Annotated in this window: 18 protein-coding genes; 13 read left to right on the plus strand and 5 right to left on the minus strand. The window is 74.5% G+C overall.

Features of this window, described 5'->3' with window-relative positions:
- The first annotated feature begins 255 nt into the window (after positions 1-255).
- From CUT44_RS26635 to CUT44_RS26655, 5 genes are all read left to right on the plus strand, one after another.
- Positions 256-2,409, plus strand: a complete 2,154-nt coding sequence (locus CUT44_RS26635) for a serine/threonine-protein kinase (RefSeq protein ID WP_100204524.1) — start codon at positions 256-258, stop codon at positions 2,407-2,409.
- Positions 2,410-2,606: 197 nt separating this feature from the next.
- Positions 2,607-4,997, plus strand: a complete 2,391-nt coding sequence (locus CUT44_RS26640; RefSeq protein ID WP_100204525.1) for a protein kinase — start codon at positions 2,607-2,609, stop codon at positions 4,995-4,997.
- Positions 4,998-5,099: 102 nt separating this feature from the next.
- The gene (locus CUT44_RS26645) at positions 5,100-6,749 is read left to right on the plus strand and encodes a serine/threonine-protein kinase (RefSeq protein WP_100204526.1); all 1,650 of its coding nucleotides are present in this window, start codon (positions 5,100-5,102) and stop codon (positions 6,747-6,749) included.
- Between the two features lie 123 nt (positions 6,750-6,872).
- The gene (locus tag CUT44_RS26650) at positions 6,873-8,549 is read left to right on the plus strand and encodes a succinic semialdehyde dehydrogenase (protein WP_100204527.1); all 1,677 of its coding nucleotides are present in this window, start codon (positions 6,873-6,875) and stop codon (positions 8,547-8,549) included.
- Between the two features lie 122 nt (positions 8,550-8,671).
- Positions 8,672-10,543, plus strand: a complete 1,872-nt coding sequence (locus tag CUT44_RS26655) for a GMC oxidoreductase (RefSeq protein WP_100204528.1) — start codon at positions 8,672-8,674, stop codon at positions 10,541-10,543.
- Between the two features lie 78 nt (positions 10,544-10,621).
- Here the strand turns inward: CUT44_RS26655 and CUT44_RS32605 are convergent, their stop codons facing one another.
- Together CUT44_RS32605 and CUT44_RS26670 are read right to left on the minus strand one after the other, a co-directional pair.
- Positions 10,622-11,800 (minus strand): LAETG motif-containing sortase-dependent surface protein, encoded by a 1,179-nt coding sequence (locus CUT44_RS32605; protein WP_107488070.1) that lies wholly within the window; start codon positions 11,798-11,800, stop codon positions 10,622-10,624.
- A gap of 876 nt (positions 11,801-12,676) precedes the next feature.
- Positions 12,677-13,015, minus strand: a complete 339-nt coding sequence (locus tag CUT44_RS26670) for a chorismate mutase (RefSeq protein ID WP_100204531.1) — start codon at positions 13,013-13,015, stop codon at positions 12,677-12,679.
- Positions 13,016-13,340: 325 nt separating this feature from the next.
- Between CUT44_RS26670 and guaA the strand changes: the two genes are divergently transcribed.
- Both guaA and CUT44_RS26680 read left to right on the plus strand, forming a co-directional pair.
- Positions 13,341-14,942 (plus strand): glutamine-hydrolyzing GMP synthase, encoded by a 1,602-nt coding sequence (gene guaA / locus CUT44_RS26675; RefSeq protein WP_100204532.1) that lies wholly within the window; start codon positions 13,341-13,343, stop codon positions 14,940-14,942.
- A 135-nt stretch (positions 14,943-15,077) separates the two neighbouring features.
- Positions 15,078-15,677: a Uma2 family endonuclease gene (locus CUT44_RS26680; RefSeq protein ID WP_100204533.1), complete on the plus strand. Its 600-nt coding sequence runs from the start codon at positions 15,078-15,080 to the stop codon at positions 15,675-15,677.
- A gap of 19 nt (positions 15,678-15,696) precedes the next feature.
- Here the strand turns inward: CUT44_RS26680 and CUT44_RS26685 are convergent, their stop codons facing one another.
- Together CUT44_RS26685 and CUT44_RS26690 are read right to left on the minus strand one after the other, a co-directional pair.
- The gene (locus CUT44_RS26685) at positions 15,697-16,161 is read right to left on the minus strand and encodes a DUF1579 domain-containing protein (protein ID WP_233221686.1); all 465 of its coding nucleotides are present in this window, start codon (positions 16,159-16,161) and stop codon (positions 15,697-15,699) included.
- A 106-nt stretch (positions 16,162-16,267) separates the two neighbouring features.
- Positions 16,268-17,326, minus strand: coding sequence for an RNA polymerase subunit sigma-70 (locus tag CUT44_RS26690; protein WP_233221687.1), 1,059 nt, complete (start codon positions 17,324-17,326; stop codon positions 16,268-16,270).
- Positions 17,327-17,481: 155 nt separating this feature from the next.
- Here CUT44_RS26690 and CUT44_RS26695 point away from each other — a divergent pair, with 155 nt between their 5' ends.
- The 3 genes from CUT44_RS26695 to CUT44_RS26705 all read left to right on the plus strand — a co-directional run bounded on the left by CUT44_RS26695 (position 17,482) and on the right by CUT44_RS26705 (position 19,432).
- The gene (locus CUT44_RS26695) at positions 17,482-18,090 is read left to right on the plus strand and encodes a Uma2 family endonuclease (RefSeq protein ID WP_199185852.1); all 609 of its coding nucleotides are present in this window, start codon (positions 17,482-17,484) and stop codon (positions 18,088-18,090) included.
- 200 nt (positions 18,091-18,290) lie between these two features.
- Positions 18,291-18,854 (plus strand): dihydrofolate reductase family protein, encoded by a 564-nt coding sequence (locus tag CUT44_RS26700; protein ID WP_100204605.1) that lies wholly within the window; start codon positions 18,291-18,293, stop codon positions 18,852-18,854.
- A gap of 92 nt (positions 18,855-18,946) precedes the next feature.
- Complete coding sequence (locus tag CUT44_RS26705; RefSeq protein WP_100204534.1) at positions 18,947-19,432, plus strand: SRPBCC family protein; 486 nt, start codon at positions 18,947-18,949, stop codon at positions 19,430-19,432.
- 166 nt (positions 19,433-19,598) lie between these two features.
- Here CUT44_RS26705 and CUT44_RS26710 read toward each other — a convergent pair whose 3' ends face one another.
- Complete coding sequence (locus tag CUT44_RS26710; RefSeq protein WP_100204535.1) at positions 19,599-20,441, minus strand: NmrA family NAD(P)-binding protein; 843 nt, start codon at positions 20,439-20,441, stop codon at positions 19,599-19,601.
- A gap of 89 nt (positions 20,442-20,530) precedes the next feature.
- On the opposite strand from CUT44_RS26710, the gene CUT44_RS26715 reads away from it, so the two are divergent.
- The 3 genes from CUT44_RS26715 (at position 20,531) to CUT44_RS26725 (ending at position 23,878) form a co-directional block, all read left to right on the plus strand.
- Positions 20,531-21,445, plus strand: coding sequence for an AraC family transcriptional regulator (locus CUT44_RS26715; protein WP_100204536.1), 915 nt, complete (start codon positions 20,531-20,533; stop codon positions 21,443-21,445).
- A gap of 288 nt (positions 21,446-21,733) precedes the next feature.
- Positions 21,734-22,213: a DUF1801 domain-containing protein gene (locus tag CUT44_RS26720; RefSeq protein WP_100204537.1), complete on the plus strand. Its 480-nt coding sequence runs from the start codon at positions 21,734-21,736 to the stop codon at positions 22,211-22,213.
- A 294-nt stretch (positions 22,214-22,507) separates the two neighbouring features.
- Entirely contained in the window at positions 22,508-23,878 is a 1,371-nt protein-coding gene (locus tag CUT44_RS26725; RefSeq protein WP_100204538.1) for a VanZ family protein, read from the plus strand.
- Positions 23,879-23,932: the final 54 nt, after the last annotated feature.

Below are 23,932 nucleotides of genomic sequence, written 5' to 3' on the forward strand. Positions count from 1 at the left end.
CCCGGACCGTCCCGGACCGCTCCGAGGTGCTGTGGGCCGCTGCGGACCCGGGGCGCCGGACCCCGGCGAACCGCGCCGAAGGGCCCCGGACCGCGGTGAACCGCGCGATACGGGGTATCCCGGAGTGTCGAAGCGTCAGCGCCGCGACCGCGCACCGCCGTTCCGGTGGCGCGCCGACGGCCGCGTACGCCGTGCCTCACCCGATGGGTGAGAATGTGAGGCGACTGCTGGGGCGGGCTGAGTGTGAGGAAGCACATGGGCGACGTGGACGGCCGCGGGAAGAAGGCCGGACGGCTGCTGGGCGGGCGCTACCGGCTGAGCGACGTCCTGGGGCGCGGTGGCATGGGGACCGTGTGGCGGGCGGAGGACGAGATCCTGGGCCGCACCGTCGCGGTGAAGGAGCTGCGCTTCTCGTCCAGCGTGGACGAGGAGGAGAAGCGGCGGCTCATCAAGCGCACCCTGCGCGAGGCCAAGGCCATCGCCCGGATCCGCAGCAGCAGTGCCGTCACCGTCTACGACGTGGTGGACGACGACGACCGGCCGTGGATCGTCATGGAACTGGTCGAGGGCCGCTCGCTGGCCGACGTCCTGCGCGAGGACGGGCCGCTGGAGCCGCGCCGGGCGGCCGAGGTGGGCCTGGCGATCCTGGACGTGCTCCGCGCCGCGCACCGCGAGGGCATCCTGCACCGCGACGTGAAGCCGTCCAACGTCCTCATCGCGGAGGAGGACGGCCGGGTCGTCCTCACCGACTTCGGCATCGCCCAGATCGAGGGCGACCCCTCACTGACCTCCACCGGCATGCTGGTCGGGGCCCCCTCCTACATAGCGCCCGAGCGGGCCCGCGGCCAGCGCCCCGGGCCGCCGTCCGACCTGTGGTCGCTGGGCGGGCTGCTGTACGCGGCGGTGGAGGGCCACCCGCCGTACGACAAGGGCTCGGCGATCGCCACCCTGACCGCGGTGATGACCGAGCCCCTGGAGACCCCGGCGCGCGCCGGGGAGTTGACGGAGGTCATCCGCGGCCTGCTGCACAAGGAACCGGAGCAGCGGCTGGACGAGCCCGGCGCGCGGGCGCTGCTGGAGCGGGCGCTCGGCGGGCCCGCCCCCGCGGCGGCGCCGGCGGAGGACGGGGGCACCCGTACCACCGTGATGCCGCTGGCGGGTGCGGCAGGTGCGGCCGGGAAGAAGTCCGCCGGAGCGGAGAAGGCGGCCGGGAGCACCGCAGGCCCCGCCGGCGCCGGAAACGGCGGGGACACCGGGGCGTCCGCGGCGTCCGGGGCGTCCGGGGCCGGTGCGGGCGGCGGTACGAACGGGGAACGGCTGCGCGAGGCGCTGAAGGCCGTGCGCGACACCGTGGCAGCCGCGACGGCCGGTGCCGCCGCGTCCCGGCGCGGCGGCGGAACGGACGCCGCGCCGACCGCGGGCGCCGCGGGCACCCCGGCGGACGCGTCCGCCCCCGCCGCGTCCGCCCCCGCCGCGTCCGCCTCCGAGGCGCCCGCCACGGCCGGTACGGCGTCCGACGGCGGCCGGAGCGGCGGCTCCGGCGGCGCGGCCGCCTCCGTGCTCCGGACCCGCGCGTCCGCGCTGGTGGGCAAGGCGCGCCGGCCCGCCGGGCTGGCGGTGGTCGCCGCCGTGGTGGCGCTGGCCGTGCTCGGCACCGTACTGGCCCTGGTGCTCGGCGGCGGGGACGCCGGCGACGGCGGACAGGCCGGGGAGGACGGCTCGGCCGTGTCCTCCGGCGGCGGTGAGCAGGACTCCGGCGGCGGCGGGCAGAACTCCGGCGGCGGGGACGGCGGAGCGTCCCCCGACACCGAGCCCTCCGGCGAGGGCGGCCGGACGGACGGTCAGGGCGGTCAGGACGGCCGGGGCGACCAGGGCGGCGCGGACGGCGCGGAGGGGAGCGGCGACAACGCCGGCCGGGGCAGCCAGGACAACCAGGACGGCACGGCGCCGCCCGAGGGCTACGAGACGGTCACCGACGACCGCTTCAACTTCTCGATGGCCATGCCGGAGGGCTACCGGCGCACCGGCATAGCGGGGCAGAACTCCGGCGGCATCTACACCCCGTCCGGCGGCGGTCTGCCCAAGATCCAGGTCGACTTCAGCGGCAGCCCCGGCGAGGACGCGGCGGCCGCCTGGAGATCACTGGAGCCCGCCGTGCGCGGCAGCAGCAGCGGTTACTCGCGGCTGGGCATCAAGTCCGTGGACTGGCGCGACTATCCGACCGTCGCCGACTGGACGTTCGAGCGCACCGAGGGCGGCCGGCGGGTACACGTCCTCAACCGGGGCTTCCGGGTGGACGGCGACAGCGGCTACGCCGTCATGATCACCTGTGCGGCGGACAAGTGGGACGGCGCGGAGTGCCGTACGGTGCGGGAAACCGCTTTCCGGACGTTCCGGCCGCTCTCCTGAAAGGCGTTCCCCCTCTTCGCGAGGTCTCGCGGAGTCCCGCGAGGCACCCCGGAAAGCACCGGAACGGGACGTGACCGCCCGACCGGCGACGCGAGGCCCCTCCGGCACGTATCGTCATAGGGTGCGGACCCTGCGCATCCGTCATCCGGTTGATGGGAACGCGTCTTGAGGGACCGTAGGCTCTGGGGAGGTGCTCCGTGGACGACTACTCGGGCCGACTGCTGGCCGACCGGTACCGGCTGCCGCGTCCGCCGTCCGACGAGTACGAACTCGTGGAGTCCCGCGCGTACGACACCGCCAGCGGGCAGGAGGTGCTGGTCCGCCAGGTGCCGCTGCCCGAGGTGGTCGACGCGGAGTTCGTGGGCCGGGGCGCCGGCGCGTATCCCGGCCGGGCCACCCGCCGTCCGGCCGATCCGGCGGTGCGGCGCGCGGTGGAGGCGGCACAGGCCGCCTCGCGGATTCCCGACCACCCCCGGCTCGACCAGGTCTTCGACGTCTTCGTCGAGGACGACGGGCTGTGGATCGTCAGCGAACTCGTCGCGGGCCGGCCGCTGGCCGCGGTGCTCGCCGAGCGTCCGCTGAGCCCTCACCGGGCCGCCGAGATAGCCGCCGACCTGCTCGCCGCGCTCCGCGCGGTCCACGCGCACGGCTGGGTCCACCGCAACATCACCCCCCGCACCGTCCTCGTCTGCGACGACGGACGCGCCTTCCTGACCGGTCTGGCCGTCGGGGCGGCGGAGGAGGCCCTGTGCGGCTACGACCCGCTTCCGGCGCCACCGAGCGTGCTGCCGCGCGGCCATGTGCCCGAGGCCCCGCCCGGCGAGGCAGGCCCACCCGGCGGCCCGGCCGTGCCCGCCAGTCTCGCGGGCCCCGTCCCGCCCCGGGGCACCCCGCCCCGGGGCGGGGTGCCCCGGCAGTCGTCCGGCGACCGGCCCGGCGGCACCGGCGGCACGTCCCGGGCGCTCCCGGCGGTGCCGCCCGGTCTCCCCGCGGCCCCCGGCTTCACCGGCCCGCCCGGTCCCGGGAGGTTCGGCCCGGAGCCGGGCCGCGGCACCGAGCGCGGCGCCCGCAGCGGCGCCATCGCCGCGTACCGGGCCGGTACCCGGGCCGCCGCGGCCCGGGCCGAGGTGGAGGCCCGCCGGACCGACGGATGGCCGGCCGGCGGCGGCGAGGACGAGGCACACGGGGCGCACGGGGCTCCCGACGGGCCCGGCGAGCACGCGCAGGGCGGCGAGCACGGGGAGAGCGGCGAGCACGGGGAGAGCGGCCCGCGCTGGGACCGGGAGAGCGAGGGGCGCTACCGCGGCCCCGCCACCGCGCTCGCCGCCGAACGCGCCCGCCAGACCCGGATCGCCGTCGTCGGCGCCGTCACCGAGCGCTGGGCACCCGAGCAGGCCGGCCCGGTGTACGAGAACTGGCGGCTGGCACCGCCCGTCGGCCCGGCGGCCGACCTGTGGGCGCTGGGCGCGCTGCTGTTCCGGGCGGTGCAGGGGCACGCGCCCTACCCGGAGGAGTCCGCGGCCGAGCTGGCGCAGATGGTGTGCGCCGAGCCGCCCGCGTTCGCCGAGGAGTGCGGGGCGCTGCGGCCCGTCGTGGAGTCGCTGCTGCGCCAGGACCCGACCGAGCGGCCGGACTTCGAGGAGCTGGGCGGCTGGCTGCGTTCCCTGATCCGGTCCGCGCCCGAACCGGAGGTGGGGCGGCACACGGTCACCGCGCCCCTGACGCTGGAGGCCGCCGCACCCGCCGATCCCCGGCGGCTGCCGATCCTGCGGCGCCGGGGCGAGCTGGTCCGCAGGAGGCGTACCGAGCGGTCGCCGGTGCCCACCCGCGCCCGGCACCGGCGGGCCCGCGGGGGCGGCGGCCCGCGCCGGCTGGGGCTGGTGCTGGTCGGGCTGATCCTGGCGCTGCTCGCCGGGACGCTGGTGTACGCCGCGCTGTTCATGCCCGGGGCCGGGGAGGGTTCCTCCGCGGACACCGGCAACCAGCGCGCCGGCCGGGTGGGCACCCAGCCCGGTGAGCAGGAAGGACAGCGGAAGGAGGGCTCCGGCCCCTCGGCGGAGCCCGAGTCGTCCGCGCCGCGGGAGTCGGCCGGGGCGGCCGGCGGATCCGAGCAGCCGCAGACCGAGGAGCCGGCCGCCGGACTCAACGGCTACACCGTGCACAAGGGCGGCGGCTTCCAGATCGCCGTCCCCGAGGGCTGGCGGCGCGGCGGCCCGAACGGCAGCGGGCAGACCGTCTTCACCGGCGGCGGCCTGGAGCTGGTCGTCGTGCCCGGCCGGGACACCACCGAGGAGTACGGCGACGACCCGATGGCGTACCTCACGGGCGAGCAGCCGGAGCTGGAGGCGTACCGGGCCGCCGACTGGGCGACCAACTCCGGTATGCGGCGGATAGAGGTCGGCCGCACGGTCATGGCCGAGGGCCGGTTCAGCTGGCGCGACGGCGGGGGCGAGACCTATGTGCGCGACCGGTCGATGATCATCGACGGCCGCTACCACACGGTGCTGGTCAGGGGCCCGGAGAGCCGGAAGGCCGCCGTCGACCGGCACTTCGGGAAGCTGGCGGACACCTACCGCGTCACCGGCTGAGGCCCCGGCGGCCGGCCGTCCCGCCCGCCGGGTGTCACAGCTTCGGCACCTGATGGGAACAACTGTGGCGCCCGGGAACGGCCACAGGGTACTGATGGGCCCATGACCGACCAGCCAGACCGGGCGCACGAGCCCACCAGCTACGAGTTGCCGCCGCCCGGGGCGCCCGCGCCGCGGGATCTGCCCGGGGCCGACCGGGCCGCCGTCGCGTACCAGCCCACCCGGACCGCGGCGCGGCCCGGCCGGCCCGCACCGCCGGCCCGGCCCGTGCCGCCGGAGGAGCCGCGGGCGGGGCAGCCGGACGGCGACCGGCTCGTCGGCGGGCGCTACCGGCTGCTGGCCCGGCTCGGCCACGGCGGGATGGGCACGGTCTGGCGCGCCCGGGACGAGACCGTGGGCCGCGAGGTGGCGATCAAGGAGCCCCGGCTCCCCGACCACCTGAGCGAGCACGAGCGGCAGACGGCGTACCAGCGGATGCGCCGCGAGGCCCGGGCCGCCGCCGGGATCGACCACCCGTCCGTCGTCACCGTCCACGACGTGGTGGTGGAGGACGGCCGCCCCTGGATCGTGATGGAGCTGGTCAAGGGGCACTCCCTGGGCGAGGTGCTGGCCGAGGGCACCATCGAGCCGAGGGAGGCGGCCCGGATCGGCCTCGCCGTCCTGGGCGCGCTGGCCGCCGCGCACGAGGTGGGCGTGCTGCACCGGGACGTCAAGCCGGACAACGTCCTGCTCGGCAGGCACGACCGGGTCGTCCTCACGGACTTCGGCATCGCCCAGGTCGAGGGCGAGCAGAAACTCACCGAGACCGGCGCCTTCGTCGGTTCGCCCGAGTACATAGCCCCCGAGCGGGTGCTGGGGCAGCGGCCCGGACCCGAGTCCGACCTGTGGTCGCTGGGCGTGGTGCTGTACGCGGCGGTCGAGGGCATGTCCCCGTTCCGCCGCTCCACCGCACCCGCCACGCTCCAGGCCATCATCTCGGCCGAGCCGCAGAACCCGGCCCGGGCCGGTGGCGCGCTGAGCGCGCTCGTCATGCGGCTGCTGCGCAAGGACCCCGCCGCCCGACCGGACGCCGTGGAGGTGCGGCAGGAGCTGGAGAGCATCGCCCGCCCGGCCGCCGCGGCCCGGCTGGCGGGCGGCGGCGGGCCGGGGCCGCTGTCCCGGGCCGGCCGGGCGCTGCGCACCAGCCGCCGGGCCGGGGTGCTCACCGGCACCGGTGTGCTGCTGTCCGCCGCCGCGGTGGCGGCGGCGCTGTACTGGCCCGTCGACGACGGCCTGCCCGAGGGCTGGAAGCGGTACGACGAGAAGGACCGGGTGAACGCCTCGCTGGGCGCCCCGGCGGACTACGCGCGCTCGGTGGACGACAACGAGGTGATGCTGACCTCGCCCGACAAGAACTTCACCGTCTGGCTCCAGCGCAACCACGACGAGTGGAACAGCCCGGTCGCCGAGGCCAACGAGTGGCTGGACTTCTACCGGGACAAGCCCTACGAGAGCGACATGACCGAGGTGGAGGGCCGGGTCACCGAGGCGGAGTACCGGGGCGAGCCGCGCGCCGCCGAGCTGACGGTGACCTATGTCCCGGACGGCGACGAGGAGGGCAACAGGCTCCGGCGCCGCGAGTTCTACTACATCGACGAGAAGGCCGAGGAGTGGCGGCTGGTGGTGCAGATGCCCGCGGCGGGGGAGAGCAGGGAGTCGGGGGAGCGGCTCTTCACCGGCCTCGTGGCGCATCTGGACATCGAGAGGAAGTGACCCGGCCGGGCCAGGTCCCGGACCGGGCGCGCGGTCGAATCCGCCAGTGCTCACTGGCGGGTTCCGTAAAAAAGGTTACCGACGGGTACCCATGTCGGCGGCATTCGTCCTACCCTCCGCTGTATGACGGAATCGCCAGGTACCACCGCCAGAGCCGCCGGGGTCGCCGGGACTGCCGGGGCCGCCGCCGGACCGGTACGTCCGGCGCCCGCGCCGGACGGCAACCCGGTCGCCCCCGCCCCCACCGCCGCCCGCACCGCCGCGGACGTGGTGACCGCCGACCTGGTCGCCCGCCTGACCGAGGACGTCACCGGCAGCGGCACCACCGCCTGCCACACCCCGTTCACCGGGGAGAAGCTGGCCGACCTGCCCGAGGCCGCGCCCGAGGACGTCGCCGCGGCCTTCGCCCGGGCGCGGCGGGCGCAGCGGCGGTGGGCGGCCCGGCCGGCACGGGAGCGCGCCGCGGTACTGCTGCGCTTCCACGACCTGCTGCTGAGCCGCCAGCGTGAGGTGCTGGACCTGAACCAGCTGGAGACCGGCAAGGCGCGGCTGCACGCGCACGAGGAGGTGCAGGCGGTCGCCGTCGCCGCCCGGTACTACGGCCGCACGGCCCCCGCCCACCTGCGCCCCAGGCGCCGGGCCGGCGCCTTCCCGGTGCTGACGAAGACCCTGGAGCTGCGCCACCCGAAGGGCGTCGTCGGGCTGATCGCACCCTGGAACTACCCGCTGGAGCTGTCCGTCGGCGACGCCCTGCCCGCCTTCGCCGCGGGCAACGCGGTGGTGATGAAGCCCGACACCGAGACCGCGCTGACCGCGCTGTGGGCGCGCCGCCTGCTGATCGAGGCCGGGCTGCCCGCGGACGTGTGGCAGGTGGTCGTCGGCGACGGCCCCGTCGTCGGTCCGGCGGTGGTCGAGCACGCCGACTACGTCTCCTTCACCGGCTCCACCCGCACCGGCCGCGAGGTCGCCCGGCGCGCCGCGGACCGGCTGGTGGGCTGCTCGCTGGAGCTGGGCGGTAAGAACGCCATGATCGTCCTGGCCGACGCCGACCCGGACCGGGCGGCGGCCGGCGCGGTGCGCGGCGCGTTCTCCTCGGCCGGCCAGCTGTGCATCTCCATCGAGCGGCTCTACGTCCACGCCTCCGTCGCCGACGCCTTCACCGAGCGCCTCGTCGCCCGCACGAGGGCCCTGCGGCTGGGCACCGCGCTCGCCTACGGCGCCGACATGGGCTCCCTCGCCTCCGAGCGGCAGCTCCGGACCGTCACCGAGCATGTGGCGGAGGCCGTCGCCAAGGGCGCGAAGGTCCTGGCGGGCGGGCGGCCCCGCCCCGACGTCGGCCCGTTCTTCCACGAGCCGACCGTCCTGGCGGGCGTCACCGCCGACATGGCCGTCTGCGGGGAGGAGACCTTCGGGCCCGTCGTCTCCGTCCACCGCTTCACCGACGAGGACGAGGCGGTCGCCCTCGCCAACGCCACCCCGTACGGGCTCAACGCCAGTGTGTGGAGCCGCAACGGCCGCCGGGCCCGCGCCCTGGCCACCCGGCTGCGCGCCGGCACGGTGAACGTCAACGAGGCCTACGGCGCGGCGTACGGCAGCGTCCAGGCCCCGATGGGCGGCATGGGCGACTCCGGGCTGGGCCGCCGGCACGGTGCGGAGGGCATCCTCAAGTACACCGAGGCGCAGACCGTCGCCCAGCAGCGCGTGGTGCCCCTGGCGCCGTCGTTCGGCATGGACGACGAGAGGTACGCGGCGTTCATGAACACCTCCCTGCGCGCGCTGAAGGCCCTCCGCCTCCGCTGATCCCGACCTCCTCGTCCGCCTTTCCCCGCCCACCCCCGTTTTCCCCCGTCCCTCTCCTTCCGCCTCTCCTTCCGTCTCTCCTCCGCTGTGAGAACAGCGTCGCGCCACCCGGAGGTACCGCCATGCCCCGACCGCAGGACGAAACCCCCCATACGCCGCAGGAAACCCCGCCCGGGGAGCCGTACGACTACGACGTGATCGTCGTCGGCTCCGGTTTCGGCGGCTCGGTGGCCGCCCTGCGGCTGACGGAGAAGGGCTACCGGGTGGGCGTGCTGGAGGCGGGCCGCCGCTTCACCCGCGCCACGCTGCCGAAGAACTCCTGGGACCTGCGGAACTACCTGTGGGCACCGGCGCTGGGTCTGTACGGCATTCAGCGCATCCATCTGATGGACAAGGTCATGATCCTGGCCGGCGCCGGGGTGGGCGGCGGCTCGCTGAACTACGCCAACACCCTCTACGTCCCGCCGCCCGCCTTCTTCACCGACCGCCAGTGGGGCCACATCACCGACTGGCAGGAGGAGTTGGGGCCCCACTACGACCAGGCCAGACGCATGCTGGGAGTACGGCTCAACCCCACCGTCACCCCCTCCGACGCTCATCTGCGGGCCGCCGCGGAGAAGATGGGCGTCGGCGACACCTTCCACCCGGCCCCGGTGGGCGTCTTCTTCGGCGACGGCGAGGACGCCGGGGGAAAGGCGCGGGCGGAGCCGGGCGGGGAGGTGCCCGACCCCTACTTCGGCGGCGCGGGGCCGTCCCGCCGCGCCTGCACCGAGTGCGGCGAGTGCATGACCGGCTGCCGCCACGGCGCCAAGAACACCCTCACCGAGAACTACCTGTACCTGGCCGAGAAGGCCGGCGCGGCCGTCCACCCGATGACCACCGTCACCGAGGTGGCCGAGGACGGCCGCGGCGGTTTCACCGTCACCACCGTGCCGACCGGCCGGCGCCGCCGGGGGAGGCGGACGGTGCTGCGCTGCCGGCGGGTCGTCGTCGCCGCCGGGACCTACGGCACCCAGACCCTGCTGCACCGCATGCGCGACACCGGCACCCTGCCGGGGATCTCCCCGCGGCTGGGCGAGCTGACCCGCACCAACTCCGAGGCCCTGGTGGGCGCGCTGACCACCCGGCGCCGCTACCGGAGGAAGTACGGGCCCGGCGCCGCACCGGACTTCACCCGGGGCGTGGCCATCACCTCCTCCGTCCACCCGAACGAGAACACCCACATCGAGCCGGTCCGCTACGGCAGGGGCTCCAACGCGATGGGCGCGCTGTCCGTCCTCCAGGTGCCGTACGGCGGGCGCCTGCCGAGGCCGCTGGCCTTCGCCGCGCACTGCCTGCGCCACCCGGTGCTGACGGCGCGGACGCTGTCCAACCACCGCTGGTCGGAGCGGACCATCATCGGCCTGGTGATGCAGTCGCTGGACAACTCCCTGACCACCTACCGCCGCACCAGGGGCCCGGGGAAGGGACTGCTGACGGCGAGACAGGGCCACGGCGCCCCCAACCCCGACCACATCCCCGAGGGCGCCGAGGCCGCCCGGCTCATCGCGGAGGAGATCAACGGCTTCCCCGGCACGAACGTCGGCGAGCTGATGGGCACCCCGCTGACCGCGCACTTCCTGGGCGGCTGCCCGATCGGCGCCTCGCCCGAGGAGGGCGTCGTCGACCCCTACCACCGGCTCTACGGGCACCCGGGCATCTCGGTGGTGGACGGCGCGGCCGTCTCCGCCAACCTGGGCGTCAACCCCTCGCTGACCATCACCGCCCAGGCCGAGCGCGCCATGTCCCTGTGGCCCAACAAGGGCGAGCCCGACCCCCGGCCCGAGCAGGGCACCGGGTATGTGCGGGTGCCGCCCGTACCGCCCCGCGCGCCCGTGGTGCCGGAGCACGCGTTCGCGGCGCTGCGGCTGCCGCTGCTGCCGGTGCCGGCCGTACCGCCGCGGCCGGCGGGGGCTGTAGAGCCCGCCGAGCCCGCCGAGCCCGCGGGGGCCTGAGGAAACACGACGGGAGGGGGTGGAGCGGCTCGGCCGCTCCACCCCCTCCCGTCATACGGTCAGGCGGTCACACCACCGTCAGGCGACGGCGGAGCCGTCCGTCCCGGCACCCTTGCGGCGCCGCACGACGAACATGGCCCCGGCGCCCAGCGCCACGGCCGCGCCGCCCGCGAGGGCGAACATCGGCAGCGCGGAGGACGAGCCGGTCTCGGCGAGCTTGCCGTCGACGGGCAGCTCCTTGGACTCGCTCGGCTTCTTCCCGTCCAGCGGCTTCTTGGCGCCGCCCTGCGGCTTCTCACCGCTCGGCTTGGCGTCCTCGACCTTGTCCGGCTTGCTGCCGGCCTTGGCGACGGTGAACTCGTAGGCGTCGCCGTTGCCGCGGCAGGTCTTGCCCTTGCCCGCGTAGACGGCGTTGGTCACGGCGAGGGAGGAACCGGCGGGCGCGGCGGCGTCGATGCGCACCCGCAGCTGCATCTCGACGGACGCCTTCGGGTCGATCTGGTCGATGAGGCCGACGAAGGTGCCGGTCACGACGGCTTCACCGTTCTCGTCCTCGTAGACGGCCTGGTACGAGTCGGTCCACTTGCCGTTCTCGGGGTTCTTGTACTGGAGCTCCGTGAGGTCCAGGGCGAGGGGGTTCTTGTCGTCGTCCTCGGTGTACTCGGTGAAGGCCTCGACGTAGACGTTCTTGAGGGTCTTCTTCGAGCCGTTCTTCACCGTGAACTCGAAGTTGTGCCAGCCCGAGCCGGCCACGATCGTGTTGGGCAGACCGGCGATGGTGGCGCTGAGCTTGCTGTCGAGGTCGAGCTTCTCGCAGTCGAACGGCAGCCAGGGCTCGTCCTCCTCGCCCGGCTTCTCGTCCTCGGGCTTCTCGCCCTCCGGGGTCTCCTTCTCGGGGGTCTCGTCGTCGGGCTTCTTCTCGCCCTCCGGCTTCTCCGCGTCGGGGACCTCGCCCTCCGGCTTCTCCGTGCCGGGGGTCTCCGTGCCGGGGGTCTCGGACTCCGCCCCGTCGGTGCTGCCCTCGGTGTTCCCGGTGTTCTCGTCCCCGGTGCCTTCCGAGGAGTCGCTGCCGGAGGTGTCGTCGGCGTCCTGGCCGTCGGTGTCCTGGTCGGCACCCTCCTGGCCGGGCTGGGTCTGGGTGGTGTCCGTGCCGCCGTTGTCGTTCTCGCTGGCGTACGCGGCGGGTGCCGCGAGCAGGGCGGCGGGTGCGATGACGGCCGTGGCGGCGGCAGCCGCGAGGGCGCGACGAAGCTTCATGAATGACCTCGTTCGTCTGAGGTGGAGAAAAAGGAAGAACGCTGTTCGGGGCCTTCGCGCAGTGGCGCGGCGGGCTGGGAGCAGCGTATGGGCGGAGCGGGATCTTCCGCCCGGCCGTTTTTCCGGGGCCGTCCTGGAGTGCGCTGATGTCGCAGTGACATAAGGGGCAGACGGGCTCAGTTGCTCACGGCTGCCAGATTCTGTCGTGATACATGTCACATGCGGGCCTGGTTTTGTCGTTATCGGCCCGCAATGGAAGGCGCCGCAACCTTCTCCCTGGTTCATTCGTCCCAGGGACGGCTGCGCCGGATCCGCCGGACAAGGAGAAGGGCCCCGGGCGCCGACCGGGTGGGTGGGTCGGCCGCCGCGGGGCCCTGTGGTGCAGCGTCGGCGTCAGGGCTCCGCCGACGCTGGAGCGGCGCCGGGGGGAAGCGCCGCGAAGGATGGTCCGTGGACGCGGGACCCGCTGTGCGGGTCCACTCCGCATCGTGGGGGATGTACCTCCTGGAACGCAACTGTTCCGACAGAACAGGTCTTCCTCCTCCGAAGTTGTCCTGAACCAGCCCGTTGACCGCTGATCTTCCGGTTCCGCCACCTGCGGCGGAGCCGCGGAGCGGCCGGCCCACGGCGTCCCGGGAGCCGACCGCTGAGGTGGTGACCGGGCTGCTGTCCCCTGCCGTCCGGCCACCGCACCGGAGCGAGGTCCCACGACGCCCGGTCCTCACCTCCCGAGGGAGAACGGCGTCTCATCGCTCCGGTATGTCCCCGCCGCCGCCGGGCGCCCGGTTGGCCGAGGGGTGCCCGGTTCAACGAAGGCCGCCCGGGGCGGTAACGCACCGTATGGGTGATCACCGGGAGTAATCGTCGCGGACGGGGTCAGACCCGGCCGCGGCACAGCTCCAGCAGCGTCATGGCGAGCGAGGTGCCGGGCCTGCCCAGCTCCTCGCGGTAGCGGGTGAGGATCTCCATCTCGCGGGAAAGGTTCACCCGGCGGCCGCCGCTGTCGATCCGGGTGCGCTGGATCCGGGCGGAGACCGCCATGCGCTCCCGCACCAGGGCGATGATCCGTTCGTCCAGTTCGTCGATCCGCCCGCGGTCCTCGGAGATCCGCTCACCGGGGGCGGTCGCGGGGGTGTCGCTCGTGGCCGTGCCGCTCGCGGCCGTGCCGCTCGCGGCCGTGCCGCTCGCGGCCGTGCCGCTCGTGGGGGTGGTCATGCCGTACGTCCCTTCGGGGGTCGTGGCACCCGCGGCCGGCCGGACCCGGGAGCGACGACAGGCGCCCCGGGCCTTGACCGGCCCGGGGCGCCTGGGGAGTCGCTCGTCAGTGGTTCACACGGCGGAACCGACGGACCCGTGGCAGCCGGCCGGGCCGGTGCCATAGGTAAACCAGAAGTTCGTCCGCGTGAACATGCGGCCAGTATGCCCCGGGAGCGCCGCACCGGACCACCGGGCGGCCGGATGGTGAGACGGCCGTCCGGGTGACGCCCACCGGTAGACTGGGCCCTCCCAGCCAGTTCCACGCCGAAAGGCAGCCAGCCTCGTGGCATCAGACCCCGCCGCCGACACCGGCACCGGTGCCGACCCGGACACCGTCCTCGTCGTCGACTTCGGCGCGCAGTACGCCCAGCTCATCGCCCGCCGGGTCCGCGAGGCCCGGGTCTACAGCGAGATCGTCCCGTCCACCACGCCGGTGGCCGAGATCCTCGCGAGGAACCCCAAGGCGATCATCCTCTCCGGCGGCCCCTCCTCCGTGTACGCCGAGGACGCGCCCGGCATCGACCGCGCGCTCTTCGAGGCCGGGGTGCCGGTCTTCGGCATGTGCTACGGCTTCCAGCTCATGGCCCAGGCGCTGGGCGGCACCGTGGACAACACCGGCCGCCGCGAGTACGGCGGCACCCCGCTGACCGTCACCCGGCCCGGCTCCACCCTCTTCGAGGGCACCCCCGCCGAGCAGTCGGTGTGGATGTCCCACGGCGACGCCTGCTCGGCCGCCCCCGAGGGCTTCGCCGTCACCGCCGCCACCGACGGAGTGCCGGTCGCGGCCTTCGAGGACGACGGGCGCAGGCTCTACGGCGTCCAGTACCACCCCGAGGTGATGCACACCACCCACGGCCAGCAGGTCCTGGAGCACTTCCTGTACCGGGGCGCGGGCCTCAAGCCCACCTGGACGGCGGCCAACGTCGTCGAGGAGCAGGTCGCCGCCATCCGCGCGCAGATCGGCCCCCGGCGCGCCATCTGCGGCCTGTCCGGCGGCGTGGACTCCGCGGTGGCCGCCGCCCTGGTCAACAAGGCCATCGGCGAGCGCCTGACCTGCGTCTACGTGGACCACGGGCTGATGCGCAAGGGCGAGTCCGAGCAGGTCGAGAAGGACTTCGTGGCCGCCACCGGCGTCCAGCTCAGGGTCGTCGACGCCGAGAAGCGCTTCCTGGACGCGCTGGCCGGGGTGGCCGACCCCGAGCAGAAGCGCAAGATCATCGGCCGGGAGTTCATCCGCGTCTTCGAGCAGGCCGCGAGCGAGATCGTCGCCGAGGCCGGCTCCGGCGAGGAGGCCGTGGAGTTCCTGGTGCAGGGCACCCTCTACCCGGACGTGGTGGAGTCCGGCGGCGGCACCGGCACCGCCAACATCAAGTCCCACCACAACGTGGGCGGCCTCCCCGAGGACCTGCGGTTCGAGCTGGTGGAGCCGCTGCGGAAGCTGTTCAAGGACGAGGTCCGCATGGTCGGCCAGGAGCTGGGCCTGCCCGAGGAGATCGTCCAGCGGCAGCCCTTCCCCGGTCCCGGCCTGGGCATCCGCATCGTCGGCGAGGTCACCAAGGAGCGCCTGGACCTGCTGCGCGAGGCCGACGCCATCGCCCGCGAGGAGCTGACCGCGGCCGGCCTGGACCGCGACATCTGGCAGTGCCCGGTGGTGCTGCTGGCCGACGTGCGCAGCGTCGGCGTCCAGGGCGACGGCCGCACCTACGGCCATCCGGTCGTGCTGCGGCCGGTCTCCTCGGAGGACGCGATGACCGCCGACTGGTCGCGGCTGCCGTACGAGACGCTGGCCCGCATCTCGACCCGCATCACCAACGAGGTCGCCGACGTCAACCGGGTGGTGCTGGACGTCACCAGCAAGCCCCCGGGGACGATCGAGTGGGAGTGACCGCCTGACGCGGTCCCCCGCCCACCGCCCGCCGGTCAACGCCCGCGCCGCCGCTCACTCGTGTGAGCGGTGGCGCGGGCGTTTCCGCTCGCTAGGCTGGGTGCCCGGCCGAGAATCCCGTCCATGGGAGGAACCATGACCGCCGAGCCGCTGCCCAGTGCGTCCGCCACCTCGTGGCCCGTGCCGCCGCCGGACGGTTACACCGCGGACGACCTCGACCGTATCCCGGACCTCCCGCCGCACACGGAGTTGATCGACGGGAGCCTGGTCTTCGTGAGCCCGCAGAAGTACTTCCACTCGCTGGCGATGTTCCTGCTGGAGAGGGGGCTCCACGAGACCGTCCCGGACGAGCTGCGGGCCTGCCGCGAGATGAGCGTTCTGCTGACCCGGCGGAACCGGCCGGAGCCGGATCTCATGGTCATCCGGGCGGAGGCGGCCACCGAGGAGGCCGAGGAGACCGGATTCCGGGCCGAGGACGTGGTCCTCGCCGTCGAGGTGGTCTCCCCCGACTCGGAGGAGCGTGACCGCAAGCGCAAGCCGCAGCTCTACGCGGAGGCGGGCATCCCGCACTTCTGGCGGGTGGAGAAGGGGACGGGACGCCGTCCGGTCGTCTACGTCTTCGAGCTGGAGCCCGCGACGGGCAGCTACGTGCCCACCGGGATCCACCATGACCGGCTGAAGCTGGCCGTCCCCTTCGACATCGACATCGACCTCACCGCGATCGACCGGCTGTAGCGGTACCCGCGCCCGCCGGTCACCCGGTCCTGGTCATCACCGACTCGTAGCCCCCGCCGCCGGGGTAGACCCACGCACCGGTCAGGGTGTCGCCGGCCGCGTCGAAGGTGCCCCGGAAGTACGCGGGGGAGCCCTTCTCCCCGCCCCAGATGGTCAGGGTGTCCCCGTCGAGCTCGTATACGTAGTCGAGGGTGTTGCCCTGGCTGTCGTAGAAGCGGGACCTGATGTCCTCGCCCGGCCGCTCCGCGCCGAACGGCTTCTCCCGCCCGATCACCTCCAGCCCGGTGACACGCTGCCCGTACTGCTCCAGCTCGACCTCCTGGACGAGGAAGAAGCCGCCCGCCAGCCGGCGGTAGGTGACCGTGCCCTCCGTGCCGCCGGTCACCCGCCAGGAGCCCACCAGCCGTTCCAGGGTCCCGATTCCCTCGCTCCCCGGCCGGACGTCCGGCTGTGCGGTCCGGGTGGTGCCGTTGTCCTCCGTCATGGTCCTTCCCTCCGTCGTCATATCGTGGCCCGACCGCGTCCGCGCGGTGCCGCCCATGTGACGGGCGGGCCCGGAGAAAGGAATCGACCGGCGGATGTGGTCCGCGTCACACAGCGGTCTCCGCGGTGGCCAGAGTGAGGGCGAGTCCCGCGGCGGGCAGCACCTCGGGGCCGAAGGTGGTGATCTCGGTGACCAACCCGTCCTCGACGCACAGGACGTCGATGTTGACCGCGGTCCAGACGTCCTCGCCGGGGCGGCGGACGTAGTTGGCCGCCGCGGGCTGCCGGTTCACCGCCAGCGGTACGCAGTGCCAGTCACCCCAGGCCCCGTCCCCCTCCAGGACCGGCCGCCACAGGTCGAGGATCGCCGTCCGGCCCTCGTACACCAGGCGGGCGGGGGGCATGCTCTGCCGGGCGTCCTCGCGCAGCAGCGCGGCCAGCTCCGACAGATCACCCTGTCGGGAGGCGGCCACGTACCGTCGCAGCAGGGCGCGTTCGGTCTCGTCGGGGCCGGTGGCGGACCGCCACTCCGCGCGCCGCTCGGGCAGCCTCTCCCGCAGTGTCGCGCGGGCCCGCTGGAGGGCGCTCTTGACCGAGGCGACGCTTGTCTCCAGCGCCTCCGCCGTCTCCTGTGCGGACCAGCCGACGACATCCCGCAGGATCAGTGCCGCCCGCTGCCGGGGCGGCAGGTGCTGGACGGCCGCCAGGAACGCCAGCTCGACGGTCTCCCGGGCGATCACCACCGTCTCCGGCTCGCCCCCGGCGGGTGCCGCCAGGTCCAGCAGCCCGTCCGGGCAGGGCTGCAGCCAGGGAACCTCCGCCGGTGCCGGGCCCGCCGCGCCGTCCGGGCCATCCGGGGCCACCGCGATCTCCCGGCTGCGGGCCGGGCTCGCCAGGGCGTCCAGACAGGCGTTGGTGGCGATGCGGTACAGCCACGCGCGGAACGTCGCCCGCCCCGCGAAGCTCTCCCGGGCGCGCCAGGCCCGCAGCAGGGTCTCCTGGACGAGATCCTCCGCGTCGGTGAACGATCCCAGCATCCGGTAGCAGTGCACCCGCAGTTCGTGCCGGTACCGCTCGGCGAGCCCGGCGAACGCCGCCTCGTCCCCGGCACCGGCCGCCTGTGCCGCATGCGCCTCGGCCGTTCGCCGTCCGCTTCCGCTCACCACTGCCCCCGTCTCCCGGACCACTGTGTGCCGGTGCACCGGCACACAGGCCGACGGTAGTACGCCCCACCGTCAACGCTCGTACTGTCATTCACCTTTACGGGCGGCGGTATGGTGTTTGCTACTGCCAGGAGTGAAAACAGGCCCACGATGGGGGCATGGACGACGTGGAGAACACGATCGGCATCGACGACGAGCCCTTCCCCGAGTGGCTGCGTCCCCCGTCCCGCGGTTTCACGGTCGAGGACCTCTTCCGGCTGCCCGACCTCCCGCCGCACACCCAGCTCGTCGACGGCGGTCTCGTCTTCCGGGCCCGGCAGAGCGGCTACCACTCACTGGCCAACTCCCTGCTGGTCGAGGGCCTGCGCCGCACCTGCCCCGAACATCTGCGGGTGCGGCGGGAGATGGTCGTGGTGCTCGGCCCCGGCCAGGCGCCCGAGCCGGACGTGACGGTGGTCCGCACGGAGGCCGCCCCCGGCCCGGACACCGACCGCTACGCCGTCCGGGATGTCGTCCTGGCCGTCGAGACGGTCTCCCCCGACTCGGTGATCCGTGATCGCGAGCGCAAACCACAGCTCTACGCGGCGGCGGGCATCCCGCACTTCTGGCTGGTGGAGGAGAGCCCGGGCCGCCGCCCGGTGGTCCACGTCCACACCCTCGACCGCGCTGCCGGGGCGTACGTCCTCGCGGGCGTCCACCAGGACCGGCTGACGCTCTCGGAGCCCTTCGGCATCGACATCGACCTCACCGCGATCGACCGGATGTAGCCCGGGCCCGGCCCTCCAAGGCGGCGGTGCCCGGTCGGTGTCGCCGGGGCGGGACTGTCAGTGCCGGCCGCTAACTTCTCGTTCCACGCGGAGCCGGACCGGGCGGGCCCGAAAGGGCCGTGTCCCGGGTGACGGCCGTGCCCGGCATGCCGGCGGCCCGCCGCCGGCACCACCTCGAATCCGAAGGGAAGCGGTCCTCCATGCGCAGGTTCAAGCTCCAGGTCCAGGTCACCGCCGACGGCTACATGGCGGGTCCGAACGGCGAGATGGACTGGATGACGTTCCCGTGGACGGAGGACATCGGCGACTACATCGACGCGCTGACCAAGCCGGTCGACCACATCGTGCTGGGCCGCAGGCTCGCCGAGGGGTTCATCCCCACCTGGGAGACCGGCCCCGAGGGCGAGACCCGGGAGACGACCGACTGGATGAACAGCACCCCCAAGACCGTCGTCTCCGACTCCCTCACCGAGTCGCCCTGGAAGAACGCCACCGTCGCGGGCGGCGACCTGGCCGAGACGGTGAACCGGCTCAAGGCGCAGCCGGGCGGGGATCTGATCACCTACGGCGGTGCCACGCTCGCGGCCAACCTGATCGCCGAGGGCCTCCTCGACGAGCTGCACCTGTTCGTCAACCCGACCGCGATCGGCACCGGGAGGCCCGTCTTCCCCACCACCGGCGCCCACCACCGGCTCCGGCTCGTCACCGCCCGGGCGTTCGACTGCGGGATCACCGCACTGCACTTCGAGCCGAAGCGCTCCTGAAACCGGCGGGCGCGGAGCGATGAGTTCCCGGGCCCCCGGCCGTCTTACGGGGTGTCCCCTCGACGGGAGGGACCACGACGGAGGAGAAGACGATGAGCCGGCACACCGGAACCGCACCGACCACCCCGGCCGCCTCGGACACACAGCACACCTACACCCTCGTCCGCGAGCTGGACGCCTCCGCCGCGGAGATCTTCGCGGCCTGGACGACCCCGGAGCGGTACGAGCGGTGGGCGGGCGCCGAGCCCGGATCGGTGCGGATGGACGTACGGCCGGGCGGCGCCTGGCAGGCCGTGATGCTCGTCCCCGGCGGGCAGCGGGCGCCCATCGGCGGCACCTACCGGGAGGTGGAGAGCGGCCGGCGGCTGGTGCTGGACATGGAGCTGCCCGGCGAGGCCGAGCCGACCGTGATGACGATGGAGCTGGCGGAACGGTCACAGGGAGCGGAACGGCCGGAGGGCGGCCGGACAAGGCTCACCCTCTCCCAGGTCTGCGCGAGCGCGGCGGAGCGCGACATGGCGGAGGAGGGCAGCGGGATGCTGCTGGACTCCCTCACCGCCCACCTCGCGGAGCGCTGACCCGGGCGCCGCGGTCACCGTGGGGGACGGGGGTCCTCACGGTGGCCGCGGCGGTCAACTCGTATCCGTCTCCCCACCGGTCCGGTGCGGGGCGCGCACGATCAGCCGGTCGATGGAGTGGGTGTGGCGCACGCCGCCCGCCCGGCTACGACCACCCGCCGCACGGCTACGACCAGGCGCCGGCCGCCGCGGCCCGGGCGGCGTAGGCGCCGAAGCCGGCCGGCTCCCGGCCGAGCACCCGCCGCACCCCGTCGGCGGGCTCGGCCAGGTGCCCGGCGCGCATCGCGGCGAACATCGCGTCGAGATCCCCGACGACCTCCTCCGGCACGCCCCCGGCCCGGAGTTCGGCCCGGTACTCCTCCGGGACGAGCTCCTCGTAGCGGATCGGCCGGCCGGCCGCCGCGGCGATCGTCTCCACGGCCGCACCGAAGGTGAGCGCCTCCGGCCCCGACAGGTCGTACACCTGCCCGTGGTGGCCGTCCGAGGTCAGCAGCACCGCGGCGACCTCGGCGATGTCCCGGGCGTCGATGAACGGCTCCGGCGCCGAGCCGATCGGCAGGGCCAGCCGTCCGGCCCGCACCGGGTCGAGCCAGTCGCCCTCGCCGAAGTTCTGCTGGAAGTTGTTCGGGCGGATGACCGTCCACTCCACGCCGCAGTCGCGCACGGCCTCCTCGGCGGCGGCCATGCCCGCGAAGGCGCCCTCGGGGATCCGGTCCATCCCGCGCCCGGACAGCGCCACGAAACGGCGGACACCCGCCTCGACCGCCTGCTCGACGAAGGGCCGGACCGGTGCAGGGTCGTCGGGAGCCACCAGGTAGACGGCCGCCGCCCCCTCCAGAGCGGCGGGCCAGGTCTCCCGGTCGTGCCAGTCGAACCGCACCTCGCCGGAACGGGACGCGGCCCGCACGGTCCGCCCCTGCTTCCGCAGCACGTCCACCAGGCGGCGGCCGGTCTTGCCCGTCGCCCCCAGGACCAGGATCTCGTCGGATGTCTTCGGTGTCGTCGTCATACCGGCCAGTCAACCGGCGCGGCACCGGAGGGGACATGGCCCGCCGTCCACAGGACATGTCCGATCGTCCGGGCCGTTATCGTCGGAGCATGGACCCGTTCGACGAGTTGCTGCGCGGCGTCCGCGCGGACGGTGACGACCTCGGGCGGACGGAGCTGTCCCCGCCGTGGGAGCGGCGGTTCGACGGCGGGGAACCCCTGACGCTGTGCGCACCGCTGCGGGGCGAGGGCTGGCTCTCCGGGGCCGCCGGGGAGGCCGGGAAGCCGCGGCCGGTGCGGGCCGGCGACGTCGTGGTCATACGCGGCCCGGGGCCGTTCGTCCTGTCCGACCGGCCCGCGCCGGGCGCGGCACCGGCCGACCGCACGGCGCTGCTGACGGGGACGTTCCACGCGCGGGGCGCGGTGGCCCGGCGCCTGCTGGCGGTGCTGCCGCCCGCGCTCGTGGTGCCCGGCGACGAGGAGTGCCTCTCCCTCCTCAGGACCCTGGAGGCCCAGATCGCCCCCAGCCACCCGCCGGGGCAGCAGGTCGTACGGGACCGCCTGCTGGACTGGCTGCTGGTGTGCACGCTGCGGGCCTGGTTCGACCTGCCGGAGGCTGTGACACCCGGCCCGCCCGGCTGGATCCGCGCGCTGGGCGACGAGGTGACCGGCCCGGCGCTGCGGGCGATGCACGCCGCGCCGGACCGGTCCTGGACGCTCGCCGCCCTGGCCCGCGAGGCGGGGGTGTCGCGCACGACGCTGGCCGACCGGTTCACCAGGCTGGTGGGCGAGCCGCCGCTGACGTATCTGACGGACTGGCGGATGGCCCTGGCCGCCGACCTGCTGACCGAGCCCGGGTCCGGGTCCGGGGTGACGGTCGCGGCGGTGGCGCGCCGGGTCGGGTACGCGGACGCGTTCGGCTTCAGCGCGGCGTTCAAGCGGTTCCACGGGGTCAGCCCCAGTGAGTACCGCAGGACCCGCGGCACCGGCGCCGACCGCGCGGACGCCGAGCACTCGCCCGCGTAGGGCGGCAGTGCCGGTGCGCCGTCGCGGAACGGAGTGCGCGCCGGGCACGCGCCGGGGGAGCGATGGCCCGGTCCGTCCGCCATCCGCTCGGCTCAGTGCCGTTCACGGGAATGCGGCCCGGTGCGCGGGGCCGCGCACCGGGCCGCGGCGACCCCTGTCCGCGTACGGCCCCGGCAGCACGGCTTCGACGCGGGCGACGCGACATGGTCAGGAATCGAGAAGCGCGGCCTTCCGGAGATCCCTAACGTGAGTGGCACGTCACGGAGCACGAGCGGAGGAGGACCGGCGATGGGTGCGGAGACGAAGGCCGGCGGAAAGAGTGAGGACACATCCCCGGCGGAAGGACTCTCCGAGCAGGAGCGCGCGGCCGTGCGGGAGCGGGCTTCCGAGTTGAGGACGAAGGCCCGGCGTGGCCGTGGCGCGGAGAAGGCGGCCGCCGACGAGAGGGACGTGCTGACGAAGATCGCGAATATGCCGGAGCCGGACCGCGCCCTGGCCGAGCGCGTCCACGCCATTGTGACCACCGCTGCCCCGGAGTTGTCGCCGAAGCTGTGGTACGGGCAGCCGGCCTACGCCAGAAAGGGAAAAGTCGTGTGTTTCTTCCGCAGTGGACAGGCGGACGGGGAGCCCTACTCGACGTTCGGGTTCACCCCCCGGGCGGACCTCGACAACGGGAGCGGCCTGTGGCCGACGTCGTATGCGCTGACCGAGATGAGCGAGGAGGCCGAGGAGACGCTCACAGCCCTGGTAGAGCAGGCCGTGCGCTGACGCCCGGCCCCGCCGGCTGCGCTGTGCGGCTCCGGGGAGCCGCACGGCCCGCGTCCTGCGGTCGGTTTCCCGGCCGGCGCCGCCAATGAGGCCACCCGGCGCGTCGTCGCGGCGTTCGCCGGCCGGACCGGCGGATCGCCGCGTGGTCCCGGGGCCGGGTGCCGAGGACGGTTCCACTACCGTCTGCCCTGCGGCCCCGCCCTTCCAGGGAACCGCCCACGGCACGCCGCCGGGCCCGCGCCGCTGCCGGCCCGCGAGGAGAGGGCGGCTCCTCCGTCACGAACAGGCCCCCACATGATCGAAGCCGTCTTCCAGGACCATCTCGGCTTTCTCGCGCTGGCCATCGCGGCGACCCTCGCCGCCGGTGCCCTCGGGTATGCCGTGGCCGCGCGGCGCACCGGCCGCGTCCAGGCCGTGTTCTACGGACTGTGGGCCTCCTCGACGGTCGGGCCCGTCCTCCTCACCGGCTGGAGTGGCGGCGGGACCGAGGCCCTCACCCGGCGGTGCACGGTCAACCCGGCCGTGACCGACGTGTTCACCGGCCCGCAGGGACAGCTCAACGTCCTGCTGTTCGTCCCGTTCGGCCTGTTCGCCGTCCTGGCCACCCGGCGCCCCCTCCCCGGGATCGCCGCCGGCCTCCTGTTCATCGCGACGGTGGAGACCGCCCAGGCCACCGTCCCCTTCGTCAGCCGGCTGTGCGACACCGACGACATGGTCACCAACGCCGTCGGCGTCCTGGCCGGGGCGGCCGTCGGCGCCCTCGTCCTCCGCCGGTTCTCCTACGGGACGCCTCTCGCGCGGACGGTGGTCCGGCGCGCGGCCGCCACCGGTGCCGCTCTCTCGCTGCTCGTCGCGGTGACCTGGGCCGTGGTCATCGACCCGGTCCGCGCCGTACTGCCCACCCTGGAGCACCCCGCGAGCGGTCGGCAGGTCCGGGCCCTCGACACCGCGCTCGGGGAAGCCTTCGGCGACGCCTACCCCGTCGGCGAGGCGGAGCTCCACGACAACGTGGACGGCCCCGACACCGTCACCGCGACGCTGCCCGGTGGCGGCCTCGCCGAGCTGACCTGGCCGGACCGCGAGAAGCTGACGGTTCGTCTCCCTTCCACGGTGGAGGGCGAGGAGCCCCGCGCCCACCGGGTACCCGGGGCCGACCGTCCCGTGGGCACCGCGCGGGAGGCCCGGCAGGTGGCCACCCGCTTCGCCCGGGACTACGCGCCCTGGGCGCTGCGCGACTCGGAGGTCACGGTGCGGCCGGTCGGCGCGGTCGGCGCGGACGACCCCGGCCTCGGCTGGGAGGTCGAGTGGCGCCGCTGGAAGGACGGCGTCCTCATGCCCATGCGCCTGGACGTCCGCATCGAGCCGTCCGGCCGCCTGACCGGCCTCACCGCCCGGCACGTCGCCGACCCCGAACTGCCGCCGGCCACCGTCGGCGCGGACGCGGCGTGGCGGGAGCTCGAAGCCCACCACGGGCTCGAGCCCGGTCAGGGAACCCGGGAGGAACCCGTCCTCCTGGCCGAGCGGTGGGGGGAGGAGTGGCGCGTCCACTGGCGGGTGGCGGTCCGCGACGGCGAGGTGCTGCGCTCGGCCACCGTGGACGCCACCACCGGCGAACTCCGCGACGCCGCCGAGTCCCCGGCCGACGACCCGCCTCCCGACCTGTGAGTACGCCGGGCGGGACCGTCGGCGTTCCCCGCCGGACAGCACCCACCCGCCGGA

Source organism: Streptomyces carminius (assembly GCF_002794255.1).
Classification (GTDB): domain Bacteria; phylum Actinomycetota; class Actinomycetes; order Streptomycetales; family Streptomycetaceae; genus Streptomyces; species Streptomyces carminius.

Excerpts from the sequence above, each read along its gene's own strand:
- CUT44_RS26680 (WP_100204533.1), top strand. The coding sequence starts at position 15,078 with ATGACCGCCGAGCCGCTGCCCAGTGCGTCCGCCACCTCGTGGCCCGTG.
- CUT44_RS26715 (WP_100204536.1), top strand. The coding sequence starts at position 20,531 with ATGGACCCGTTCGACGAGTTGCTGCGCGGCGTCCGCGCGGACGGTGAC.
- CUT44_RS26670 (WP_100204531.1), bottom strand. The coding sequence starts at position 13,015 with ATGACCACCCCCACGAGCGGCACGGCCGCGAGCGGCACGGCCGCGAGC.
- CUT44_RS26700 (WP_100204605.1), top strand. The coding sequence starts at position 18,291 with ATGCGCAGGTTCAAGCTCCAGGTCCAGGTCACCGCCGACGGCTACATG.
- CUT44_RS26655 (WP_100204528.1), top strand. The coding sequence starts at position 8,672 with ATGCCCCGACCGCAGGACGAAACCCCCCATACGCCGCAGGAAACCCCG.
- CUT44_RS26685 (WP_233221686.1), bottom strand. The coding sequence starts at position 16,161 with ATGACGGAGGACAACGGCACCACCCGGACCGCACAGCCGGACGTCCGG.
- CUT44_RS26635 (WP_100204524.1), top strand. The coding sequence starts at position 256 with ATGGGCGACGTGGACGGCCGCGGGAAGAAGGCCGGACGGCTGCTGGGC.
- CUT44_RS26650 (WP_100204527.1), top strand. The coding sequence starts at position 6,873 with ATGACGGAATCGCCAGGTACCACCGCCAGAGCCGCCGGGGTCGCCGGG.
- CUT44_RS26720 (WP_100204537.1), top strand. The coding sequence starts at position 21,734 with ATGGGTGCGGAGACGAAGGCCGGCGGAAAGAGTGAGGACACATCCCCG.
- CUT44_RS26725 (WP_100204538.1), top strand. The coding sequence starts at position 22,508 with ATGATCGAAGCCGTCTTCCAGGACCATCTCGGCTTTCTCGCGCTGGCC.
- CUT44_RS26705 (WP_100204534.1), top strand. The coding sequence starts at position 18,947 with ATGAGCCGGCACACCGGAACCGCACCGACCACCCCGGCCGCCTCGGAC.
- CUT44_RS26695 (WP_199185852.1), top strand. The coding sequence starts at position 17,482 with ATGGACGACGTGGAGAACACGATCGGCATCGACGACGAGCCCTTCCCC.
- CUT44_RS26710 (WP_100204535.1), bottom strand. The coding sequence starts at position 20,441 with ATGACGACGACACCGAAGACATCCGACGAGATCCTGGTCCTGGGGGCG.
- CUT44_RS26645 (WP_100204526.1), top strand. The coding sequence starts at position 5,100 with ATGACCGACCAGCCAGACCGGGCGCACGAGCCCACCAGCTACGAGTTG.
- CUT44_RS32605 (WP_107488070.1), bottom strand. The coding sequence starts at position 11,800 with ATGAAGCTTCGTCGCGCCCTCGCGGCTGCCGCCGCCACGGCCGTCATC.